The following is a 17,515-nucleotide window of genomic DNA, read 5'->3' on the forward strand; positions in this document are numbered from 1 at the left end:
CAAGTTACTTATTTTTTAACAATCAAGCTATTGCCTACAGCACATTGCAAACATTTATTTTTATCACAATAATTGAGCTTTAATTGCAGTAAAGCTTGGGAATTTAGAGCGTGCTTTTCCAAAGGTTTTAAATCTAAGAATTTTGATACAATACTATTTTTCTCAATTTTGATTTGTTTGATAAGCTGAAACAAATCATCGTCAATAGATTTTCCTTGTGACTTTGCATAGCTGAATTTTATAGGAATAACTGTATTAATAATTAGTAAATCAATGAAAGATTTAGTCAATACTTTTTTAGTTTGTTTTGATGATTTTGTAAACGTATAATGTGTTTTCCAAAAGTCTGAAGTTTCTATTTTGAATAAGGTATATAAATCTTCAATGGACTTTACTGATATAACTTCCGAAAACAAACTGCTATGCGAATGGTATAAATTTGCTAGTTGCGACAATCTAATCGTTGGGAAATTCGGTGGTCTTAACCTAAAAAAGTGAAGCGGTAATACTCCTTGATTATTTAGCTTAAATTTTTGCTTTAAAAACTGATAACGTTTTTGAAGATCTTGATAGTAAATGTCTTGCACATCATCTTCAGATAACAAATCGGCTTGACCATAAAATAGCGCTTCCAAATCCGACACCTCACTTTGAAGTTTTCTAACTATTGTAAAATCAAACGAATTAGATAAACTAAAAAATGATTCACCATTCACTTTGAGTCCAAAATTCTTGGTCAGCATTTTAAACAAAACGGCTTCCCAATCATTATTTGAAGTTTTTAGCAAATCGAATATATCATCAGATTTTCGTTCTAAACGTTCAATATACAAACGTTCTAACCAATTACTGAGCAAAAAATCATCAACTTCAGAAAAACTACTTTCACAATTTATCCACGTATTAGATTTTATCAGCTTTTGATAATTATTCAGCAAATCTAAATCAATAAAACGTCGTAATTCTAAGGTTGGAATTGCCGTATTATCTTTTCTGAAAATTTCAGAATCGTCTTCCCAAACCACATGCAAAATCACATTATCGTAAGCTTTGTCTGTTTCATGATGATGCACATACCAATCGGATGCTTTGATATGAATTTCCACATTACCAGCCCAAAGTTGCCCATCAATTATAAGTTGTGCATTAAAAAAATCTGGACCAGCATTACGATTGTGTTGTCCTAATTGCAGAATCTCAACCACCTCGTTTTTCGATGTTTTTAATTCCGAGGTGTCAAACGCTTTATGTTTCCAGATGTAGTGAAGAAAATCTTCTTGCATAAAACTAAAATAGGTATTCCACACAGAATTTTTATGCTAATATGCTATAAATCTTAAAAATACGTAAAGTTACTTATAGTATACCACTGTGAAAAGTGTTAAATTGTAAACGCGATTTATAACCCTAATTTTATGCGTTATTTTGCTCTAAAAAACGATTTTCCAGAATTGGAAGATCGCCAACGCGTCATTAAGCGATTGACAAGCCTTAAAGCAGACTTGGACGAAAAAGTCCCTGAAAAGATTTTTAACGAAAATGTCCTTATTGCCACATGGAATATTAGAGATTTTGATTCTAACCAATATGGTTATGGTCCACGGACCAAAGAAGCATTTTTCTATATGTCTGAAATCATCTCGAGTTTCGATTTGGTGGCTATACAAGAAGTCAACGAAGATCTTTATGCTTTCAATCGCTTAATGTACGTTATGGGAGACCAGTGGGATTATATTATGACCGACGTTACCGAAGGTCATTCTGGTAATGGTGAGCGCATGGCTTACCTCTACGACACTAACCGTGTATCGTTTCAGAAAGTAGCTGGTGAAATTGTTCTCACGCCAAGTAATCTTATTAATGGTAAAAAGCAATTTGCGCGTACACCATTTTTGGTAGGTTTTCAATCGGGTTGGTTTAATTTTAAGCTTTGTACGGTTCATATTTATTTTGGTGCCGATTCTGGTGCAAAGCTAGACCAGCGTATTGAAGAAATAGACACCATTGCCAAGAACATAAAAAAGCGTGCGAAACGCTATGACGAAAACCTTATTCTATTAGGCGATTTTAATATTTTTAGTCCTGAGCACGAAACTATGCAAGCCCTAAAAAAGCATGGTTTTGTTATACCAAAAGGCATTGAAGATCATCCGTCTAATATGTATAAAACCAAGCATTACGACCAAATTGCCTTTATGGAAAAGAAAGGCGAAGTCATTTATGGTGACCAAGACAACAGTGCCGGAGCTTACGATTGCTACAGCAAAGTATTTACTACAAGACAGTTTAAAGATTACCAAGCTGTGGTTTTAAAAAACCTCAACGATAAACTTACCCAACAACAAGCCAAACTTGCCGCTGAAACCGATGCGGAATCCCGTAAAAAGATTGAAAAAAGTATTACTAAGTTTGAAAGTATTATAGCTGACGAAGACCAACAAAAAGACTACTACAAAAAAGAATGGCGCACATTTCAGCTTAGTGACCATTTGCCCATGTGGACAGAACTAAAGATTAATTTTAGTTTAAGCTATTTGGAAAAGATTAAGAGTGAGTAGATAAAAAACATTTTAAATTTTTGATGACAAAAAATACTGAGATTAAAATAATCACTCATGAAATTTCAAATATTGGACGTGTAGATATTTGTCTTTTTGGAGAAGCAAAAAAGTTTTATGATAATTTAGAAGAAAACGGAATAATCAACAATTTAAAAAAAATGGATCATCTTGGGTTCATTTCAAAGGCGCACCCAGGTAATAACCATAAGAGATGGGATTATGTTTGTCTTCAACTTTTAGTTCTTCAAAAATTAAAACATTCTATTTTTAATACCGGACTTAACTATTCTATAAAAGAATTAGACCAAATATCTAAGCTAGAATTCATGCAATGTGGCATTCTTCTATCTAATATAGGACACTTACATGGTACTTTAGCGACAGAAAAAAGTTTCCTGATTTTTCTCCTTAAAAGCAAATCAAGACAAAATGAATTCTTGAGTGAAATCTCAAAAGACAAGAGGTGGGATGAATTCACCAAAAAAATAATTTTAAATTATGATTTCTACAAAGTAAAATACCTCATTGCATTAAATTATATAAAAAAGAATTACAATGAAGATTTAATAAATAGAATTACATATACTTTTCTGCATAACACTATGGTTGAAGATTCACCCAAGTTTAGAAAACTAAAGCAAATCTTATTAAAAATAAGAAGTCTCTCGTTTCTTTATATGGATTCTTTCAACAGCGATTTTCCTTTTCAGATAAGTATTCACAAGATACTAATGAATATTTATAACTACGATTCTCTTTTCCTATCTAAAACCAAAGATTTTGATTCCTTTTTTGATTCAACTGAAACAGCACTTACAAAAAAACTGTACATATCTGAAAATGGAAGTTTTTCACTTGCTAAAAATGAGAATCTTAGCCTTGAAAGATTTACTAAATATTATCAAATTCAAGGAAAAAAAAGTTTAAATCTTAAAAACCTTTTATGCTCCATTATTGATTCTAAACATGACTTTGAACCTCAAATTTTTAATAATATCGACAGTTTTTTGAGATTTCAATTTTATATTTCTCTAGATGAAATACATTTTTTGGGAAGAGCACTAGCTACTTATGACTTTGAGAAAGCTTCATTTGATCTTTACAAAAAGGAAAATTTGTTAAACCTAAATTTACAAAAAGATACTTCAAAAAATATTGCTTTTTTAAGGTTTATGCATGACAACCGGAAAAAACTCTTTTTCTTAAATCTTTTCATAAATAAAAGTAAACTAGCATCAAAAGATCTTATCCATTTATTCAATAATTATAAAAATGTATTTCATGAATTTTTAAGCGCCTATAAATTCATTGGTGAACTTAACATGCTAGAAGAATTCTTTTATTCAGAATTAAATAGACATGTTGTTCGCAAATTCTTTCTTTATTCTCTTAAATTATTATTTACTCATGAATATAGGCAGGATGTGTATATTTCATATGATTATCAAAAAACAATATCAGCATTAAGTGAATCAGCCAGACACGAAACTGGACACCTAAAAAGTAAAAAGGCTTTTTATGATGTTTTAGATTGGTGGTCTAAAAAAACTTTAATTAAAGAAAATCATTCTGATATATTAAACAATCTTAAAGTAATGAAAGAAATTGTAAAATCAGAATCTAAAATACCAACTCAAGGATTAAATATATACTATTGTCTTTTCCCAGTTCAAATCGATGATATAGCATATGACGCAAATAATGCTGACAAAACAGGGAATCCTGAAAAAAGAAAATCCGTAACTGATATTGATTGCCTCTTAATGTTATTCAACAAACAAAAATTCGAATATTATTTGATTGAAGGAAAAGACTCTAGAAGATATCAAAGAGCAATAAGAAAAGACTTTGATTTAATAAAAAAAAGACTCTTATTCCCAAGCAAGTTCTCGCAAATTAAGTATGTCTCAAAAAAATGCAAAGGAGGATATATTCTTTTAAAAAATTTCAAATAAAAAAATCCTGAGCCAAACTCAGGATTTTTATTTTATATCAATATCACTTCTAAAGCTAATTGTAAAAAGTATTAGTCTATATACCCTTTTTCACGCATCCAATCGTCGTTAAACATTTTACCCACATAACGACTACCATGATCGTGAAATAACACCACAACCACATCTTCTGGTTTAAAATGTTCTTTTAACTGCAATACACCTTTTATGGCTGCACCAGCAGAATTCCCTAAAAACATACCTTCTTCTTTGGCCAAACGCTGTGTGTAAACCGCAGCATCTTTATCGGTAACTTTTGTAAAACCATCAATAATATCAAAGTTGACGTTTTCTGGTAAAATATCTTCACCTATACCTTCGGTAACGTATGGGTAGATTTCGTTTTCATCAAACTCACCCGTTTCATGGTATTTCTTAAATACCGAACCGTAAGTATCCACTCCCCAAACTTTTACATTAGGGTTTTGTTCTTTAAGATACTTCCCTACTCCAGAAATGGTTCCTCCTGTACCAACTCCAACTACAAAATGGGTCACTTTACCATCGGTTTGGTTCCATATTTCAGGACCTGTAGTTTTGTAATGGCCTTTGGTATTGCTTGGATTATCGTATTGGTTAACGTACCAAGAATTTGGAGTTTCTTCACCCAAACGCTTAGATACCGAATAGTAACTACGTGGATCGTCTGGTTCTACATCTGTAGGACAAACCACAACCTCTGCTCCAACAGCTTTAAGAATATCTACTTTTTCTTTAGATTGCTTGTCTGCCATTACAAAAACACACTTGTAGCCTTTTACAATAGCCGCAAGTGCCAAGCCCATTCCTGTATTTCCAGATGTACCTTCTATGATGGTACCTCCCGGTTTTAATTTTCCTTCGGCCTCAGCGTCTTCAATCATCTGAACTGCCATACGATCTTTTACGGAATTCCCAGGGTTAAACGTTTCGTATTTTGCCAGCACTAAACATGGTAACTCTTCCACAAGTTTGTTCATTTTCACCAATGGTGTGTTTCCTATTGTGCCTAATATATTTTCTGCGTATTCCATCGTTTCTTTTTTTACGCTGCAAATTTACGTATTAAGTGGTAAGTACAAAGTAAATAGTGTTTAGTATTTGGTGTTTGGTTCTTGGCTTACTTTAGTCTTAAGCTACCGAAATATAAAACCTGAACTTCAACAGGCTCAGTGTGACAGTAGTGCTCTATTTTTAGTCATTCAGAAAATTTCAAATGTGTCAGTCTGAGCCTGTCGAAGACGTTATTCAATACAACAAACTAACTTCAAAAACTTAGAGAAAAAAATTAAAACATTTGATCCTTCAACAAATTCAGATTTTCCCCTTTTGGGGAAGTAAACCAACAAAAGGCAGTGACCTAAAAAACATCAAGGGGCTTTTCTAATCAAATCGAATGGCCTTAACCGGAGAAATCTTAGAAATAATAATTGAAGGAACCAACAACATTAAAAGACAGGCTATAAATGTACCAACGTTGAGCAACACCACATAATCCCAATTTAAATACACTGGTGCTTCACTAACATAATAGGTATCTGGATTGAGCGGAAAGAGCTTAAAATACTTCTGTGCCAACAACAAACCTAAACCAATAAGATTTCCCCAAAGCAATCCCAAACCAATAAGGTACGAGGCATTGTAGAGAAACACTTTACGAATGGACCAATTATTACTTCCTAAAGCCTTGAGAACACCAATCATTTGGGTACGCTCCAAGATTAATACCAATAGTGTTGTAATCATATTAATGCCAGCCACAATAATCATAATCGCTATGATTATATTGGTGTTGGAATCAAAGATTTTTATCCATTCAAAAACGATATAGTATTTCTGGGTAATTGGCCTTGCATTTAGCATCGAAGGAATTTCTCGAAAGACTTCGTCTGCTTTTTCATCAATTTCAGAAAAGTCATCAATAAAGACTTCGAAACTTCCGACTTGATCAGGTTCCCATTTATTGAGACGTTGAATATGCCGTAAATCTGCAATACAGAATTTTTCATCCAATTCCTGAAAGCCTGAATTATAAATCCCAACAATAGTGAAAGCCATAATTCTTGGTCGAAGTTCCGCTAAATTATTAGTGAACAAAGTTTGAAATTTATCTCCAACCTTAAAACCTAATCGTTTGGCCAAATAATTTGAAATTAGAATTTCCTCGTTACGCTTTCCAGAAAAATCTGGTAATCTGCCATCGACCAAAAACTCTTCAAAATATTTCCAATTATAATCTGCACCAACACCTTTAACAACAACTCCTTCAAAATCTTCTTCAGTTCTAATAACTCCAAACTTTGTAGCCGTCGCTTGAATGTGTGTAATACCTTCTATACTTTTAAATTCAGGATAAAATTCTTGATCTGTAGAAATTGGTACTTGGGATTCGTCCGAAGCATTAGTATCGTAATTAGTGATTTCTATATGACCATTAAAGGCGGCTACTTTGTCTCTAATCTTTTCTTGAAGTCCAAATCCTGTAGCAATAGCAATAAGCATTACCACGATACCAATAGCAATAGCTGCAATACCAATTTTAATAATTGGTGCCGAAACACTACTTTTATACGTTTTATTGCTAATTATACGTTTAGCTATAAACAACTCAAAATTCAAACCGATATATGCGTTTTATGGTTTTCAAAAATACAGTTTTATTATTTGTCGTGGTAGCGCTTTCTTGTGCTTCTAAAACAAAAAAAGATGTATCCGAAAATAATACAGTTTCAAAAGATACTTTGGCTTTAATAAACACCAAAGATCAAGATGATAAAACCATTATTGTTGGAGCTAATAGAACTGATGCTTATTTACCATTATTAAAAGGAAAACGTGTTGGTATTGTGGCGAACCAGACGAGTGTTGTTTTTTTAGACGCAGGAGACAAGAAACAAGACACAAGATCTTATACTCATATTGTAGATTCTTTATTAGCTTTAAACGTCAACATCAAAAAGGTGTTTTCACCAGAACATGGTTTTAGAGGTACTGCAGATGCTGGCGAATTGGTGTCGGATGGTAAGGACAAAAAAACTGGTCTGCCTATTTTCTCTTTACATGGCAAACACAAAAAACCTTCGAAAGAACAATTGAAAGATTTGGATATTGTGGTATTTGATATTCAAGACGTGGGTGTTCGGTTTTACACATACATTTCTACATTGCATTATGTAATGGAAGCTTGTGCTGAAAACAATGTGACTTTACTCATTTTGGATCGCCCTAATCCGAACGGCAATTATGTTGATGGTCCTGTTTTGGAAGCACAGCACAGTAGTTTTTTAGGAATGCACAACGTTCCACTAGTCCATGGTATGACCATTGGCGAATATGCAAAAATGATTAATGGCGAAGGTTGGTTAAAGAACGGTATTTCATGTGATATTACTGTCATTGAAAATTTGAATTATAATCATAACAGCTCATATAGCTTACCGATTCGTCCTTCTCCTAATTTACCGAATGACCAATCCATCACTTTATATCCTAGTTTAGGTTTGTTTGAAGGTACTAATATTAATGCTGGTCGTGGTACCGAGTTTCAGTTTCAGCGTTATGGTGCACCATTTTTAGATAAGTCTTATTATACATTCAACTATACTCCAGAACCAAATTTTGGTTCCAAATATCCTAAGCATGAAGGTAAGGTTTGTTACGGAATGGATTTATCAAATATTAAAGCTGAACGTCAATTCACTTTACAATATGTGATAGATGCTTACAAGCATGCTACAAACAAATCGAAAGTTTTCAATACTAACAATTTCACAACACACGCAGGAACAGCAAAATTGCAACAGCAAATTGAAGCTGGACTTAGCGAAACTGAAATAAGAGCTACTTGGAAAAAAGATATAGAAGCTTACAAAACGATTCGTAAGAAGTATTTGATATACAATTAATTACTTCCTGAAACTAAAGTTTTTGCAGGCTCAACAGCCACAATCTTTTCAGCAATAAGTGTTTCTGGTTGCTCTTTAGGAATTTCCTTTAAAATCTTAACCACAAAAACAATACGCATCGGTGATTGCACAGCAACCATAACGTGTTTTCCTTTAGTCAGTTTATTTAGCGGAAGTTTGTAAATAGTATCATTAATAGTGAAATCCAGTTCACGTCCGTATTCTTTATTTATGGAATAGAGATAATTGATTTTTCTATCACCTCTGAGAATTAAGGTATCCTTGGTACTATTGAGTTCATGAACCAATCCTTGTGCTTGAACATTTCTATTTTTTTCAAGCTTGGCATAATGCTCTTGCGCATTTAAAGTAAAACTCAATAAAAAGATGAGGATAACAACGAGACAGATACGGACTAAATTTTTAAACACGGCACACGATTAGATGAAACATTTATTTTAATGTCTTAGTGCAACAGTAAATTAATCAATCCGTTTTAAACATAGTTAGTTTGTCTTAAATTACAACAAAACATCCACGAACTACATAAAAATCCGAAGAAGAACACTTTTTGTTAATAACTTTGTTAACAACCTTATTGTTGAAGTAATTTAATAAGCTGATCTGGATAATCGGTTATAATGCCATCGACCTGCCAGTCTATCATTTGCTGCATATCGACAGTATCATTTACCGTCCAAGGAATAATTTGAAAGTTTTGATCCTGATAATCAACAACTTCCTTTTCTGTTAATAACTTGAAGTAAGGACTTATGATTTCTGGTTTGTAGGACAGCTTATTCAGTTTTGTACTGATAGTCTCGTTATCATCAACCAATAAAGCTACTTTCATTTTTGGAGATTGCTTTTTTACCTCTTCAAGAATAGCTAAATCAAAAGATTGTAGATTAACACGATTGAACATGTTATGCTTTTCAATTGCATCTAAAACCAATTTTACATAAGTTTCGGGTTCTGGCGTGTAGATACTGTAATACTTTGGCTTAGATTTTATTTCAATATTAAACTTAACATCAGAACTTTTTGATTTTACAAGTTCAAAAACTTCTGCTAATAGTGGTTTATAGGTCTTTAATTTTTCTTGGTTTGGATAATCTGGATGAAACTTAGAACCACAATCAAACTGCTTGATGTCTTGGTGCGTCATTTTATATAGATTATGTTTCATATCCATGGAATCTGGAATTTCTTCACCCTTAGGATTAAAACATATATAACGACTTATAAAAGGTTCGTGAGACACCACAACTTCGTTGTCTTTGGTTATGGCTATATCCAACTCAAGCGTATGCACTCCTAAGTCAATTGCTTTTTCAAAAGCTGGTAATGAATTCTCGGGAAGCAGACCTCTACAGCCTCTGTGACCTTGTATGTCGATTTGTTTTTTAGAACTACAGCTCATAAGCAAAATAGCAAACAATATGATTACAAAACTATTCTTCAACATCAGCAGTAAGCGTTGGTTTGTCATACTTCTGAAAAGGTTGCTTTAATAACTCCATAATTTTTCCATTTTTTTCTTCATCCGGAAAAACATCTACACCATACACTAAGTTTTCACGTTCCATATACATATAAGTTCCTAAAATACGATCCCAAATACTAAATATGTTTCCATAGTTAGAATCTGTGTAAGGCAACCTATAATGATGATGAATCTTATGCATATCTGGAGATACTATGACATAGCTCAAAATTTTATCTACACGTTTTGGCAATTTAATATTAGCATGCGTAAGCTGCGTAAACACTACCGAAAGTGATTGATACAAAAACACCAAAGCAATTGGAGTCCCAACCACAAAAACACCTAATAAGGTAAAAGTAAAACGCACCACACTTTCTAAAGGATGATGTCTATTGCCTGTAGTTGTATCTACATTATGATCGGTGTGATGCACCAAATGCACCATCCAAAGTGGTTTTACTTTATGCTCTACGTAATGTGCTAAATAGGCTCCAAAAAAATCGAGTAACAAAACTCCGAGTATAGCATATAGCCACAAAGGCATTTCTGGCAACCAATTTATAATTCCGAAATCATTGGCTTTTACCCAATCCGCAGTACCTAAAAGCAAAAAGGCCAATCCAAAATTGACAACTATTGTCGTTAACGTAAAAAAGAAATTAGGGATGGCATGTTGCCATTTTTTGTATTTGAATTTGAATAAGGGTAAACCACCTTCTAACAACCAAAATAAAGTAATACCTCCTACTAAAAGTAAACTTCTATGCAATGTTGGAATGGTTTCAAAATAATTAATTATACGTTCCAAAACTTAAGTGTTTAGATTAATAATCATCTGTGCTTTCTTCAAATTTACTGAAGAAATTTTAGATTTCCACACCGCAGCTTCTTCAATATCACCCGAAGACATATACGCTGTGTAATACAAATAAGCTACATAATTCTGATTAACGTTATCAATAGTATCTGCATCCATTCGTTTTAGCATTCGCAGTACTTTTTTGGGTCTTTTGTCTATGAGGTATTGTACTGTTTCTAATAACTCTGCACGTTGCATCAAAACAGTTTTATCTTCGCTATTGTTTTCCACTAGGCGTTTAGCATCTTCCAAATAGATATTGGATAAATCGATAAGTTTTGGTCGTAACGATGGCTTTGCATACAATGAAAAGTCCAAATATTTTGATGCTAAATAAAATGCCGAATAAAACGTTTTTTCTTTTCTATAATCTGCCAATTCAGAAGCTATAAACTCTGTATTTACTGCATATTCACTTATTATTTCTGTAATATTTGTATAACTTTCGGTGTAACCATCTACATTGAGAATATTACCATTAACATCCATAATTTTAATGGAGTCATCATTGAACTTATCAATATAACTTTGCTTTCTTTTCCCTTTTATTTTTTCATATAAATCCGCATATCTGTTTTCGTTTACTATAACAGGCACAAAATTTTCCCAAATGAGTGGACTCACCGTTTCGTCTTCGAATAAATTTTCAATCAACAAAGTTCTACCCGAATCATCCTTAACCAAAACAGGGTACTGATAATGTGTTGTTTCTTCCCAAACCATCAACACCATTTTATTCTGTATCAAAGCTAAGTCTTGAGCAATCTCTAGATTAGTCATCCATTGTTGAGCAAGGGTTATATTTCCAAAAAACAATAGGAAAACGATTGAGGTAAAAAGTTGCTTCATAAATAATGTTGTTTATTGATTTTCAGTATTGAGTATCAAAAATTATTCCGAATATTACAATTGAATGCGTTTTTTCATTTCTTCAACGATATTAAAAGCTGCTGGACAAATAGCCACATTTTTTAGGGTTAAATTTGAAATCTGCTGAAACTTCTTTCTGTCCGTATGAGGAAATTCCCTGCAAGCCTTTGGTCTAACGTCGTAAATAGAGCAATAATTATCAGCACCTAAAAATGTACAAGGCACAGACTGCAATACATAATCATTCTCTTCATCTATGCGCAAATATTGCTCAATAAATTGCTGTTCTTTCATCTTAAAGAATTTAGCAATACGTTGAATATCCTTATCTGTAAACAAAGGTCCTGTAGTTTTGCAACAATTAGCACATTCCAAACAATCTGTACGTTCAAATTCTTCTTCATGCAATTCTTGCATGATATAATCCAATTGTTTTGGTGGCTTCTTTCTTAACTTGGTAAAAAAGGTTTTATTTTCCTTATGCTTATCTTTGGCGAGCTCTGGAAGATTATTGATTTGGTCTTGCATAATGTAAAGATAAACAGAATGAGATGCTGAATCAAGTTCAGTATGAGAAAAACTATGAATAAGGATATTTTTGGAAAAGCCCTTTTAGATTATCAGGATAACAACTATTCTGAAGACATTATTACCTGGACCAACATCTCTGATGAAGATGAATTACCTATTCCATACTTATTTAGAAGTTATGCCGAAATGCCAAAATTGGAACAGAAAGCCTTACAACTTGCGAAAGGAAAAATTCTGGATGTAGGTTGCGGTGCAGGATCTCACAGTTTATGGTTGCAAGACAAGGGCTTTAATATAAAAGCAATAGACAGTTCAAAAGGTGCTATTGAAGTCTGCACAAAACGTGGTGTTTCAAAAGCTGAATTAAAAGCGTTATTAGACGAAACCGAAACTTTTGATACTATTTTATTATTGATGAACGGTACTGGGATTTTTCAAGAGATCATCCAAGTTTCTAAATATTTGAAACATCTTAAATCATTACTTAACACTAATGGTCAAATCCTGATAGATTCTTCGGATATTTCATACATGTATGAAGATGACGATGGCGGCTTATGGATTGATATAAATAGTCATTATCCAGGGGAACTCGATTATTTTCTTAGCTATAAAGGAGAACAAGAAGCACCTATGAAATGGCTCTACCTTGATTTTGACACACTAAAAACTGCCTGCCAATCTGTAGGCTTACAATGTGAAAAGATTATGGATGGGGAACATTTTGACTATTTAGCTAAGCTCACCCAATAATATTTGAACAAAACCCTTATTGTACTTCTCCACCCACAATTGTTTTTAAAACTTTTGTATTAGGTGTGTCTTTATTATCAATTGTCATAATATCTTGGTTCAAGATAACAAAATCAGCAAACTTCCCGACCTCTATACTTCCTTTTTCATGCTCTTCAAAGTTTGAATATGCCGCCCAAATAGTCATGCCTTTTAATGCTTCTTCTCTTGTTAAAGCATTTTCCATTTGAAAACCACCTTCAGGATATTGCTCTACATCTTGCCTCGCAACCGCTGCATAGAACGTTAAAAATGGACTAACACGCTCCACTGGAAAATCTGTACCCAAAGCTACTTTTCCATAAGCTTCTAAAAGTTGTTTGTAAGCATAAGCACCTTTGATGCGCTCTTCTCCAACTCTATCTTCTGCCCAATACATATCGCTTGTAGCATGTGTTGGCTGTATGGACGGCAAAATGTTTTCGTACAAATCAAAGTCTTCTTGGGATACAATTTGAGCATGTTCTACTCGCCAACGTCTATCTTTTTTACCTTTTAAAACGTTATTATAAATGTTTAAAACAGCATGATTTGTAGAATCACCAATAGCGTGTGTATTCATTTGGTAATCTGATTTTGCAATGCGTTCAGCTGATTTTTCAAGTGTTTCTAAATCGGTTACTAACAATCCATAATGTCCTGGTTTATCACTGTAAGGTTCTTTTAGCATTGCTCCTCTAGAACCCAAAGCACCATCACCATAAAACTTAAATGACCTTACATTTAACCGATCGGTTTTTATAATCCCTTTATTCAAATAGTAATCCAAATTATTATCAGAATAGGATACCATAGCATACATGCGCATTTTCAACTTTCCTGCTTTTTGCAAACTATCTACAATTTCGATGGATTCTTTACTTAAACCAGCATCGTCAACTGTAGTTAATCCATAATCAAAACAGATTTTTTGAGCAGCTAAAAGTGCTTCTACAGTTTCTGCTCTGCTTGGTTTTGGCCAGTGATCCATTACTAAATTTTCAGCATTATCAATTAAAACTCCTGTGAGTTGACCATTTTCAACAACCACTTCTCCTCCGTCAACCTTTGTATTAACCGTTACATTTCCTAAATCTAACGCTGCTTGATTGCATAAAATAGCATGACCATCTATACGCGTTAATGCAATTGGTGTATTAGGATAAAGTTTATCTAAAAGATTTTTATTGGGAAAAAATTTATCCTCCCAATCATTCTGATCCCAACCACGTCCTAAAATGTAATCTTTATTGTATTCATTCTGAAAATCCAAAACACGTTTTATCATGTCATCAAAACTTGTGGTTCCGAATAAATCTACAGTTTGTTGATTATATCCTAAACCTAAAAAATGACAGTGCGCATCTATAAGTCCTGGTAAAATTGTTTTTCCTTCGGCATTTATTTGTTCTTTACCTTGGTATTTATCTTCAATATCAGAACTACTTCCAATAGCTATAATTTTACCGTCCTTAACCGCAAAAGCTTCTGCTTTAGAAAAGTTAGCATCTACCGTATAAATATTAGCATTGGTAACAATTAAATCTGCCATTTCTTTTTCATCTTGACAAGAAAAGACGGTCATTAAGATTAATAGGAAAAGTGATTTTCTCATAGTTGATTTTTTAAAAGCTTTGTAAAAATAAGAAAAGCGCTCCGAATGGGAACGCTTGTAAAACATACGCATGTGTCAAATTCTATTCCCGCTCCAATGTTAAATCATGAGGAATAATAAAATCCGAAGTATCCTCACAACTCCCATCTATAGGCCTGTGGCCAAATGCATTTTTTTTCCTCTTCCAATTCAGCGTCCCGCTTGGAGCCTCACCTATCGGTGTTAATGTACCATCTGTTATAAATTCTAAGGACAAGCGGCCATCTATGGTCCTGAAGCAATCTATAAGAGAAGGCTCCGTATAGTGAAACTTAACTATATTCGAATTAGCGGAACTAATTAATGACCCTACAATAAACAAACGTTCACCATTTAACGTATTATACTGTTCTACCCCATTTAGCTTGTACACAAATTTTACAATCAACCTGTCCTCATAATTGGTGTATTTAAAAGAACCTCCCCCTATTAATATATGTTCTTGTTTTTCTATTTGTAGCTTTAAATAATGGGTGCCATCGTCAATGACCCAGTCCCCTATATACTTGTCCAATATATTATTAACGTCTTTATAATACACGTTATCTATAGGATTATCCATATGCCAAAAATTCTCCAAAGGAATAACAGTCTCTTGTGCCGTTAAAAAAAGGCTTAGAAAAAGCATCTGTATACTTATAATCGTTTTCATGTTTCTTTAAAAATTTAACAACTCTTAGACTAGTTCTGTGTAATATCAACTTTACACTCTATTCTCTTTCCAATGTTAAATCATAAGGAATAATAAAATCCGAAGTATCCTCACAACTCCCATCTATAGGCCTGTGGCCAAATACATCTTTAGTTCTATTCCAATGTAACATACCACTTGGAGCCTCACCTATAGGTGTTAACGTACCATCTGGTATAAACTCTAAGGACAAACTACCATCTATAGTCCTAAAGCAATTTATAAGGGAAGGCTCCCTATATTGTAAATTTACAATATTATTAGAATTTATTGATGACCCTGATATAAACAAGCGTGTACCGCTTAAAGTATTATACTGTTCTACCCCATTTAGCTTGTACACAAATTTTACAATCAACCTGTCCTCATAATTGGTGTATTTAAAAGAACCTCCTCCTATTAATATATGCTCCTGTTTTTCTATCTGTAACTTTAGATAATGGGTGCCATCGTCAATGACCCAGTCCCCTATATACTTGTCCAATATATTATTAACGTCTTTATAATACACGTTATCTACAGGGTTGTCCATGTGCCAATCATTTTCCAAAGGTATAACAGTCTCTTGTGCCGTTAAAAAAAGGCTAAAAAAAAGCATCTGTATATTTATAATCGTTTTCATATTTCTTTAAAAATTTTAATTAGTTAAAAAATCCCATATAAAATTGCCATTTCCGTCCGTCTCTAAAGAATGGAAGAGCGCAAAGCCCGTATCTAAACTTGCAAAAAATCTAGCAAAATAGACCTCAAAAGCCAATTCTCTTAAAGCGTCGTCGCAGCTATTTTGCTCACAATATTTTTTGACCCTACCTATTACTTCTTTTTTGTATCTATCCTGTAACCGTTCTCTATATGTTTTACCATCAACCAATGGTCCAAAAACAATCTTTTGATAAAAAGCCTCTGCTTTGTCTACATCCACAACACGCATAGCGTATAACCCTCTCTCTGAAACCAGTATAGAGGAGATATTAAAATCTTCAGCATCGGCATTGAGTAAACCAGAATCTGCATTCTGCTTATCTTTATAAAAGTTTGCCATAGAGGTTACATCATCCAAACTAAATACGGGTGCTAAAAATTCTTCTTCCCCATTATCATTGGTTCGGGAATTATTATGGTGCAAATGCACCCTTACTTCAGTATTAGCAACCGCATCAGGAAAAACAGTTTCTCCAAAAGCTAGATCGGCTTCTGGCACTGGATGTTCTGTGTACCTACTTTCGCCTATGGCCACTATACCACCTTCAATTCTTCTAAACTCACTACCTTGCTCTTTATTAGCAGTATCTAAATCTCCTTGCATCTGCACAATCCTAGCTTTTACTTTTGTGTCTTTGGTTTGAGATGTTAACTTATCGAGTTGTGTCTGTATAAATGGTGATGTTACAATATCATTATCAGTATTTGTATTTCCATTACTTGAGGAATTACCTGTACCCCCATTACTACCTCCAATAAAGAAACTTCCACCATTAGATCCTCCACCACCTGAATTTCCTTGATCTATGTATGTTGAACAAGGTTCCCAATATACAGTAACAAAATAGTCCCAAGTTTCGCACTCAACACCTGGTGGGTTAGGTACTTCTACCTCACTTGTACATTCCCAATCTGCAACTACATCAGACACACAATACCCTGTAGTTTTTGCCATAAAAAGTGTAGCAATATCACTCGATGAAAAGATATCATTATTACCAATAACAACCTCTCCTTCAAAAGGCTGTGAGGTATTTTGCAACCAATAATCAGAAGGAATATATTCTAATACCCTAGTAGATTCTATAGTATTTGATGTATTTACAGCTACCACCAAATTGTAATATCCATTTGATTCTGTAACATTTTCAATTACAAAAGTAAAATATAGCATATCATTAGTTGCTATCATTATAATCTCGTCTGTTACCAAATATGGTACACTTGAAGTATCATTTTTTTGTAAATCATTTAACGTTCTATTAACATCAAATAATTTACTTAATTTAGAGTAGTCCTTACTTCTACCTATTTTAGAATTAAGATCAGTTAATGAAATACGTTGCAATACCCTTCCCTGTACAACGTCTTTATACTTATCTATCGATTCCTCTTGGCAAGAAAAAAGAACAAAAAATAAGCATAGATTGATTACGTAATTTTTAATGAATTTTTTTTTCAAAATCATTTTAAAGTTTGTATGAATTTTGCGAAATATAATACTTTTTG

At 33.3% G+C, this 17,515-nt stretch carries 16 protein-coding genes; 4 read left to right on the plus strand and 12 right to left on the minus strand.

Translation table 11 applies throughout. The features are described 5' to 3' along the window. Positions 1-8 precede the first annotated feature (8 nt). A complete protein-coding gene (locus tag QGM60_RS10300; protein ID WP_281140156.1) occupies positions 9-1,283 on the minus strand; it encodes a DUF2851 family protein in 1,275 nt (424 codons plus the stop codon). Between the two features lie 132 nt (positions 1,284-1,415). On the opposite strand from QGM60_RS10300, the gene QGM60_RS10305 reads away from it, so the two are divergent. Both QGM60_RS10305 and QGM60_RS10310 read left to right on the plus strand, forming a co-directional pair. After that, positions 1,416-2,558 (plus strand): endonuclease/exonuclease/phosphatase family protein, encoded by a 1,143-nt coding sequence (locus QGM60_RS10305; protein ID WP_281140157.1) that lies wholly within the window; start codon positions 1,416-1,418, stop codon positions 2,556-2,558. Positions 2,559-2,581: 23 nt separating this feature from the next. Beyond that, positions 2,582-4,516 (plus strand): hypothetical protein, encoded by a 1,935-nt coding sequence (locus tag QGM60_RS10310; protein ID WP_281140158.1) that lies wholly within the window; start codon positions 2,582-2,584, stop codon positions 4,514-4,516. A 71-nt stretch (positions 4,517-4,587) separates the two neighbouring features. Here the strand turns inward: QGM60_RS10310 and QGM60_RS10315 are convergent, their stop codons facing one another. Both QGM60_RS10315 and QGM60_RS10320 read right to left on the minus strand, forming a co-directional pair. Next, entirely contained in the window at positions 4,588-5,568 is a 981-nt protein-coding gene (locus QGM60_RS10315; protein WP_281140159.1) for a cysteine synthase family protein, read from the minus strand. 349 nt (positions 5,569-5,917) lie between these two features. After that, complete coding sequence (locus QGM60_RS10320; RefSeq protein ID WP_281140160.1) at positions 5,918-7,153, minus strand: FtsX-like permease family protein; 1,236 nt, start codon at positions 7,151-7,153, stop codon at positions 5,918-5,920. A gap of 8 nt (positions 7,154-7,161) precedes the next feature. Here QGM60_RS10320 and QGM60_RS10325 point away from each other — a divergent pair, with 8 nt between their 5' ends. Next, positions 7,162-8,439, plus strand: a complete 1,278-nt coding sequence (locus QGM60_RS10325) for a DUF1343 domain-containing protein (protein WP_281140161.1) — start codon at positions 7,162-7,164, stop codon at positions 8,437-8,439. Here QGM60_RS10325 and QGM60_RS10330 read toward each other — a convergent pair. The 5 genes from QGM60_RS10330 to QGM60_RS10350 all read right to left on the minus strand — a co-directional run bounded on the left by QGM60_RS10330 (position 8,436) and on the right by QGM60_RS10350 (position 12,185). Continuing rightward, the gene (locus tag QGM60_RS10330) at positions 8,436-8,819 is read right to left on the minus strand and encodes a hypothetical protein (protein ID WP_281140162.1); all 384 of its coding nucleotides are present in this window, start codon (positions 8,817-8,819) and stop codon (positions 8,436-8,438) included. The two genes, QGM60_RS10325 and QGM60_RS10330, sit on opposite strands and share 4 nt — an antisense overlap. A 215-nt stretch (positions 8,820-9,034) precedes the next feature. After that, positions 9,035-9,931 (minus strand): glycerophosphodiester phosphodiesterase, encoded by an 897-nt coding sequence (locus tag QGM60_RS10335; protein ID WP_281140163.1) that lies wholly within the window; start codon positions 9,929-9,931, stop codon positions 9,035-9,037. After that, on the minus strand, positions 9,894-10,736 hold the full coding sequence (locus QGM60_RS10340) for a sterol desaturase family protein (RefSeq protein WP_281140164.1): 843 nt from the start codon (positions 10,734-10,736) through the stop codon (positions 9,894-9,896). The genes QGM60_RS10335 and QGM60_RS10340 overlap by 38 nt, the downstream gene beginning before the upstream one ends. Positions 10,737-10,739: 3 nt before the next feature. Next, positions 10,740-11,636, minus strand: coding sequence for a hypothetical protein (locus QGM60_RS10345; protein ID WP_281140165.1), 897 nt, complete (start codon positions 11,634-11,636; stop codon positions 10,740-10,742). Between the two features lie 54 nt (positions 11,637-11,690). Further along, positions 11,691-12,185 (minus strand): YkgJ family cysteine cluster protein, encoded by a 495-nt coding sequence (locus QGM60_RS10350; RefSeq protein WP_281140166.1) that lies wholly within the window; start codon positions 12,183-12,185, stop codon positions 11,691-11,693. A gap of 54 nt (positions 12,186-12,239) precedes the next feature. On the opposite strand from QGM60_RS10350, the gene QGM60_RS10355 reads away from it, so the two are divergent. Then, entirely contained in the window at positions 12,240-12,941 is a 702-nt protein-coding gene (locus QGM60_RS10355) for a methyltransferase domain-containing protein (protein ID WP_281140167.1), read from the plus strand. A 16-nt stretch (positions 12,942-12,957) separates the two neighbouring features. Here QGM60_RS10355 and QGM60_RS10360 read toward each other — a convergent pair whose 3' ends face one another. From QGM60_RS10360 to QGM60_RS10375, 4 genes are all read right to left on the minus strand, one after another. Continuing rightward, positions 12,958-14,574, minus strand: coding sequence for an amidohydrolase (locus tag QGM60_RS10360; RefSeq protein ID WP_281140168.1), 1,617 nt, complete (start codon positions 14,572-14,574; stop codon positions 12,958-12,960). 82 nt (positions 14,575-14,656) lie between these two features. Continuing rightward, on the minus strand, positions 14,657-15,265 hold the full coding sequence (locus tag QGM60_RS10365) for a DUF6705 family protein (RefSeq protein ID WP_281140169.1): 609 nt from the start codon (positions 15,263-15,265) through the stop codon (positions 14,657-14,659). A 58-nt stretch (positions 15,266-15,323) separates the two neighbouring features. After that, positions 15,324-15,926 carry a DUF6705 family protein gene (locus QGM60_RS10370; RefSeq protein ID WP_281140170.1) on the minus strand — a complete coding sequence of 201 codons (603 nt, stop codon included), beginning with the start codon at positions 15,924-15,926 and terminating at the stop codon, positions 15,324-15,326. A 15-nt stretch (positions 15,927-15,941) separates the two neighbouring features. Beyond that, positions 15,942-17,468 (minus strand): hypothetical protein, encoded by a 1,527-nt coding sequence (locus QGM60_RS10375; protein ID WP_281140171.1) that lies wholly within the window; start codon positions 17,466-17,468, stop codon positions 15,942-15,944. Positions 17,469-17,515: the final 47 nt, after the last annotated feature.

This window comes from Winogradskyella sp. SYSU M77433 (assembly GCF_029911945.1).
In the GTDB taxonomy this organism is placed as follows: domain Bacteria; phylum Bacteroidota; class Bacteroidia; order Flavobacteriales; family Flavobacteriaceae; genus Winogradskyella.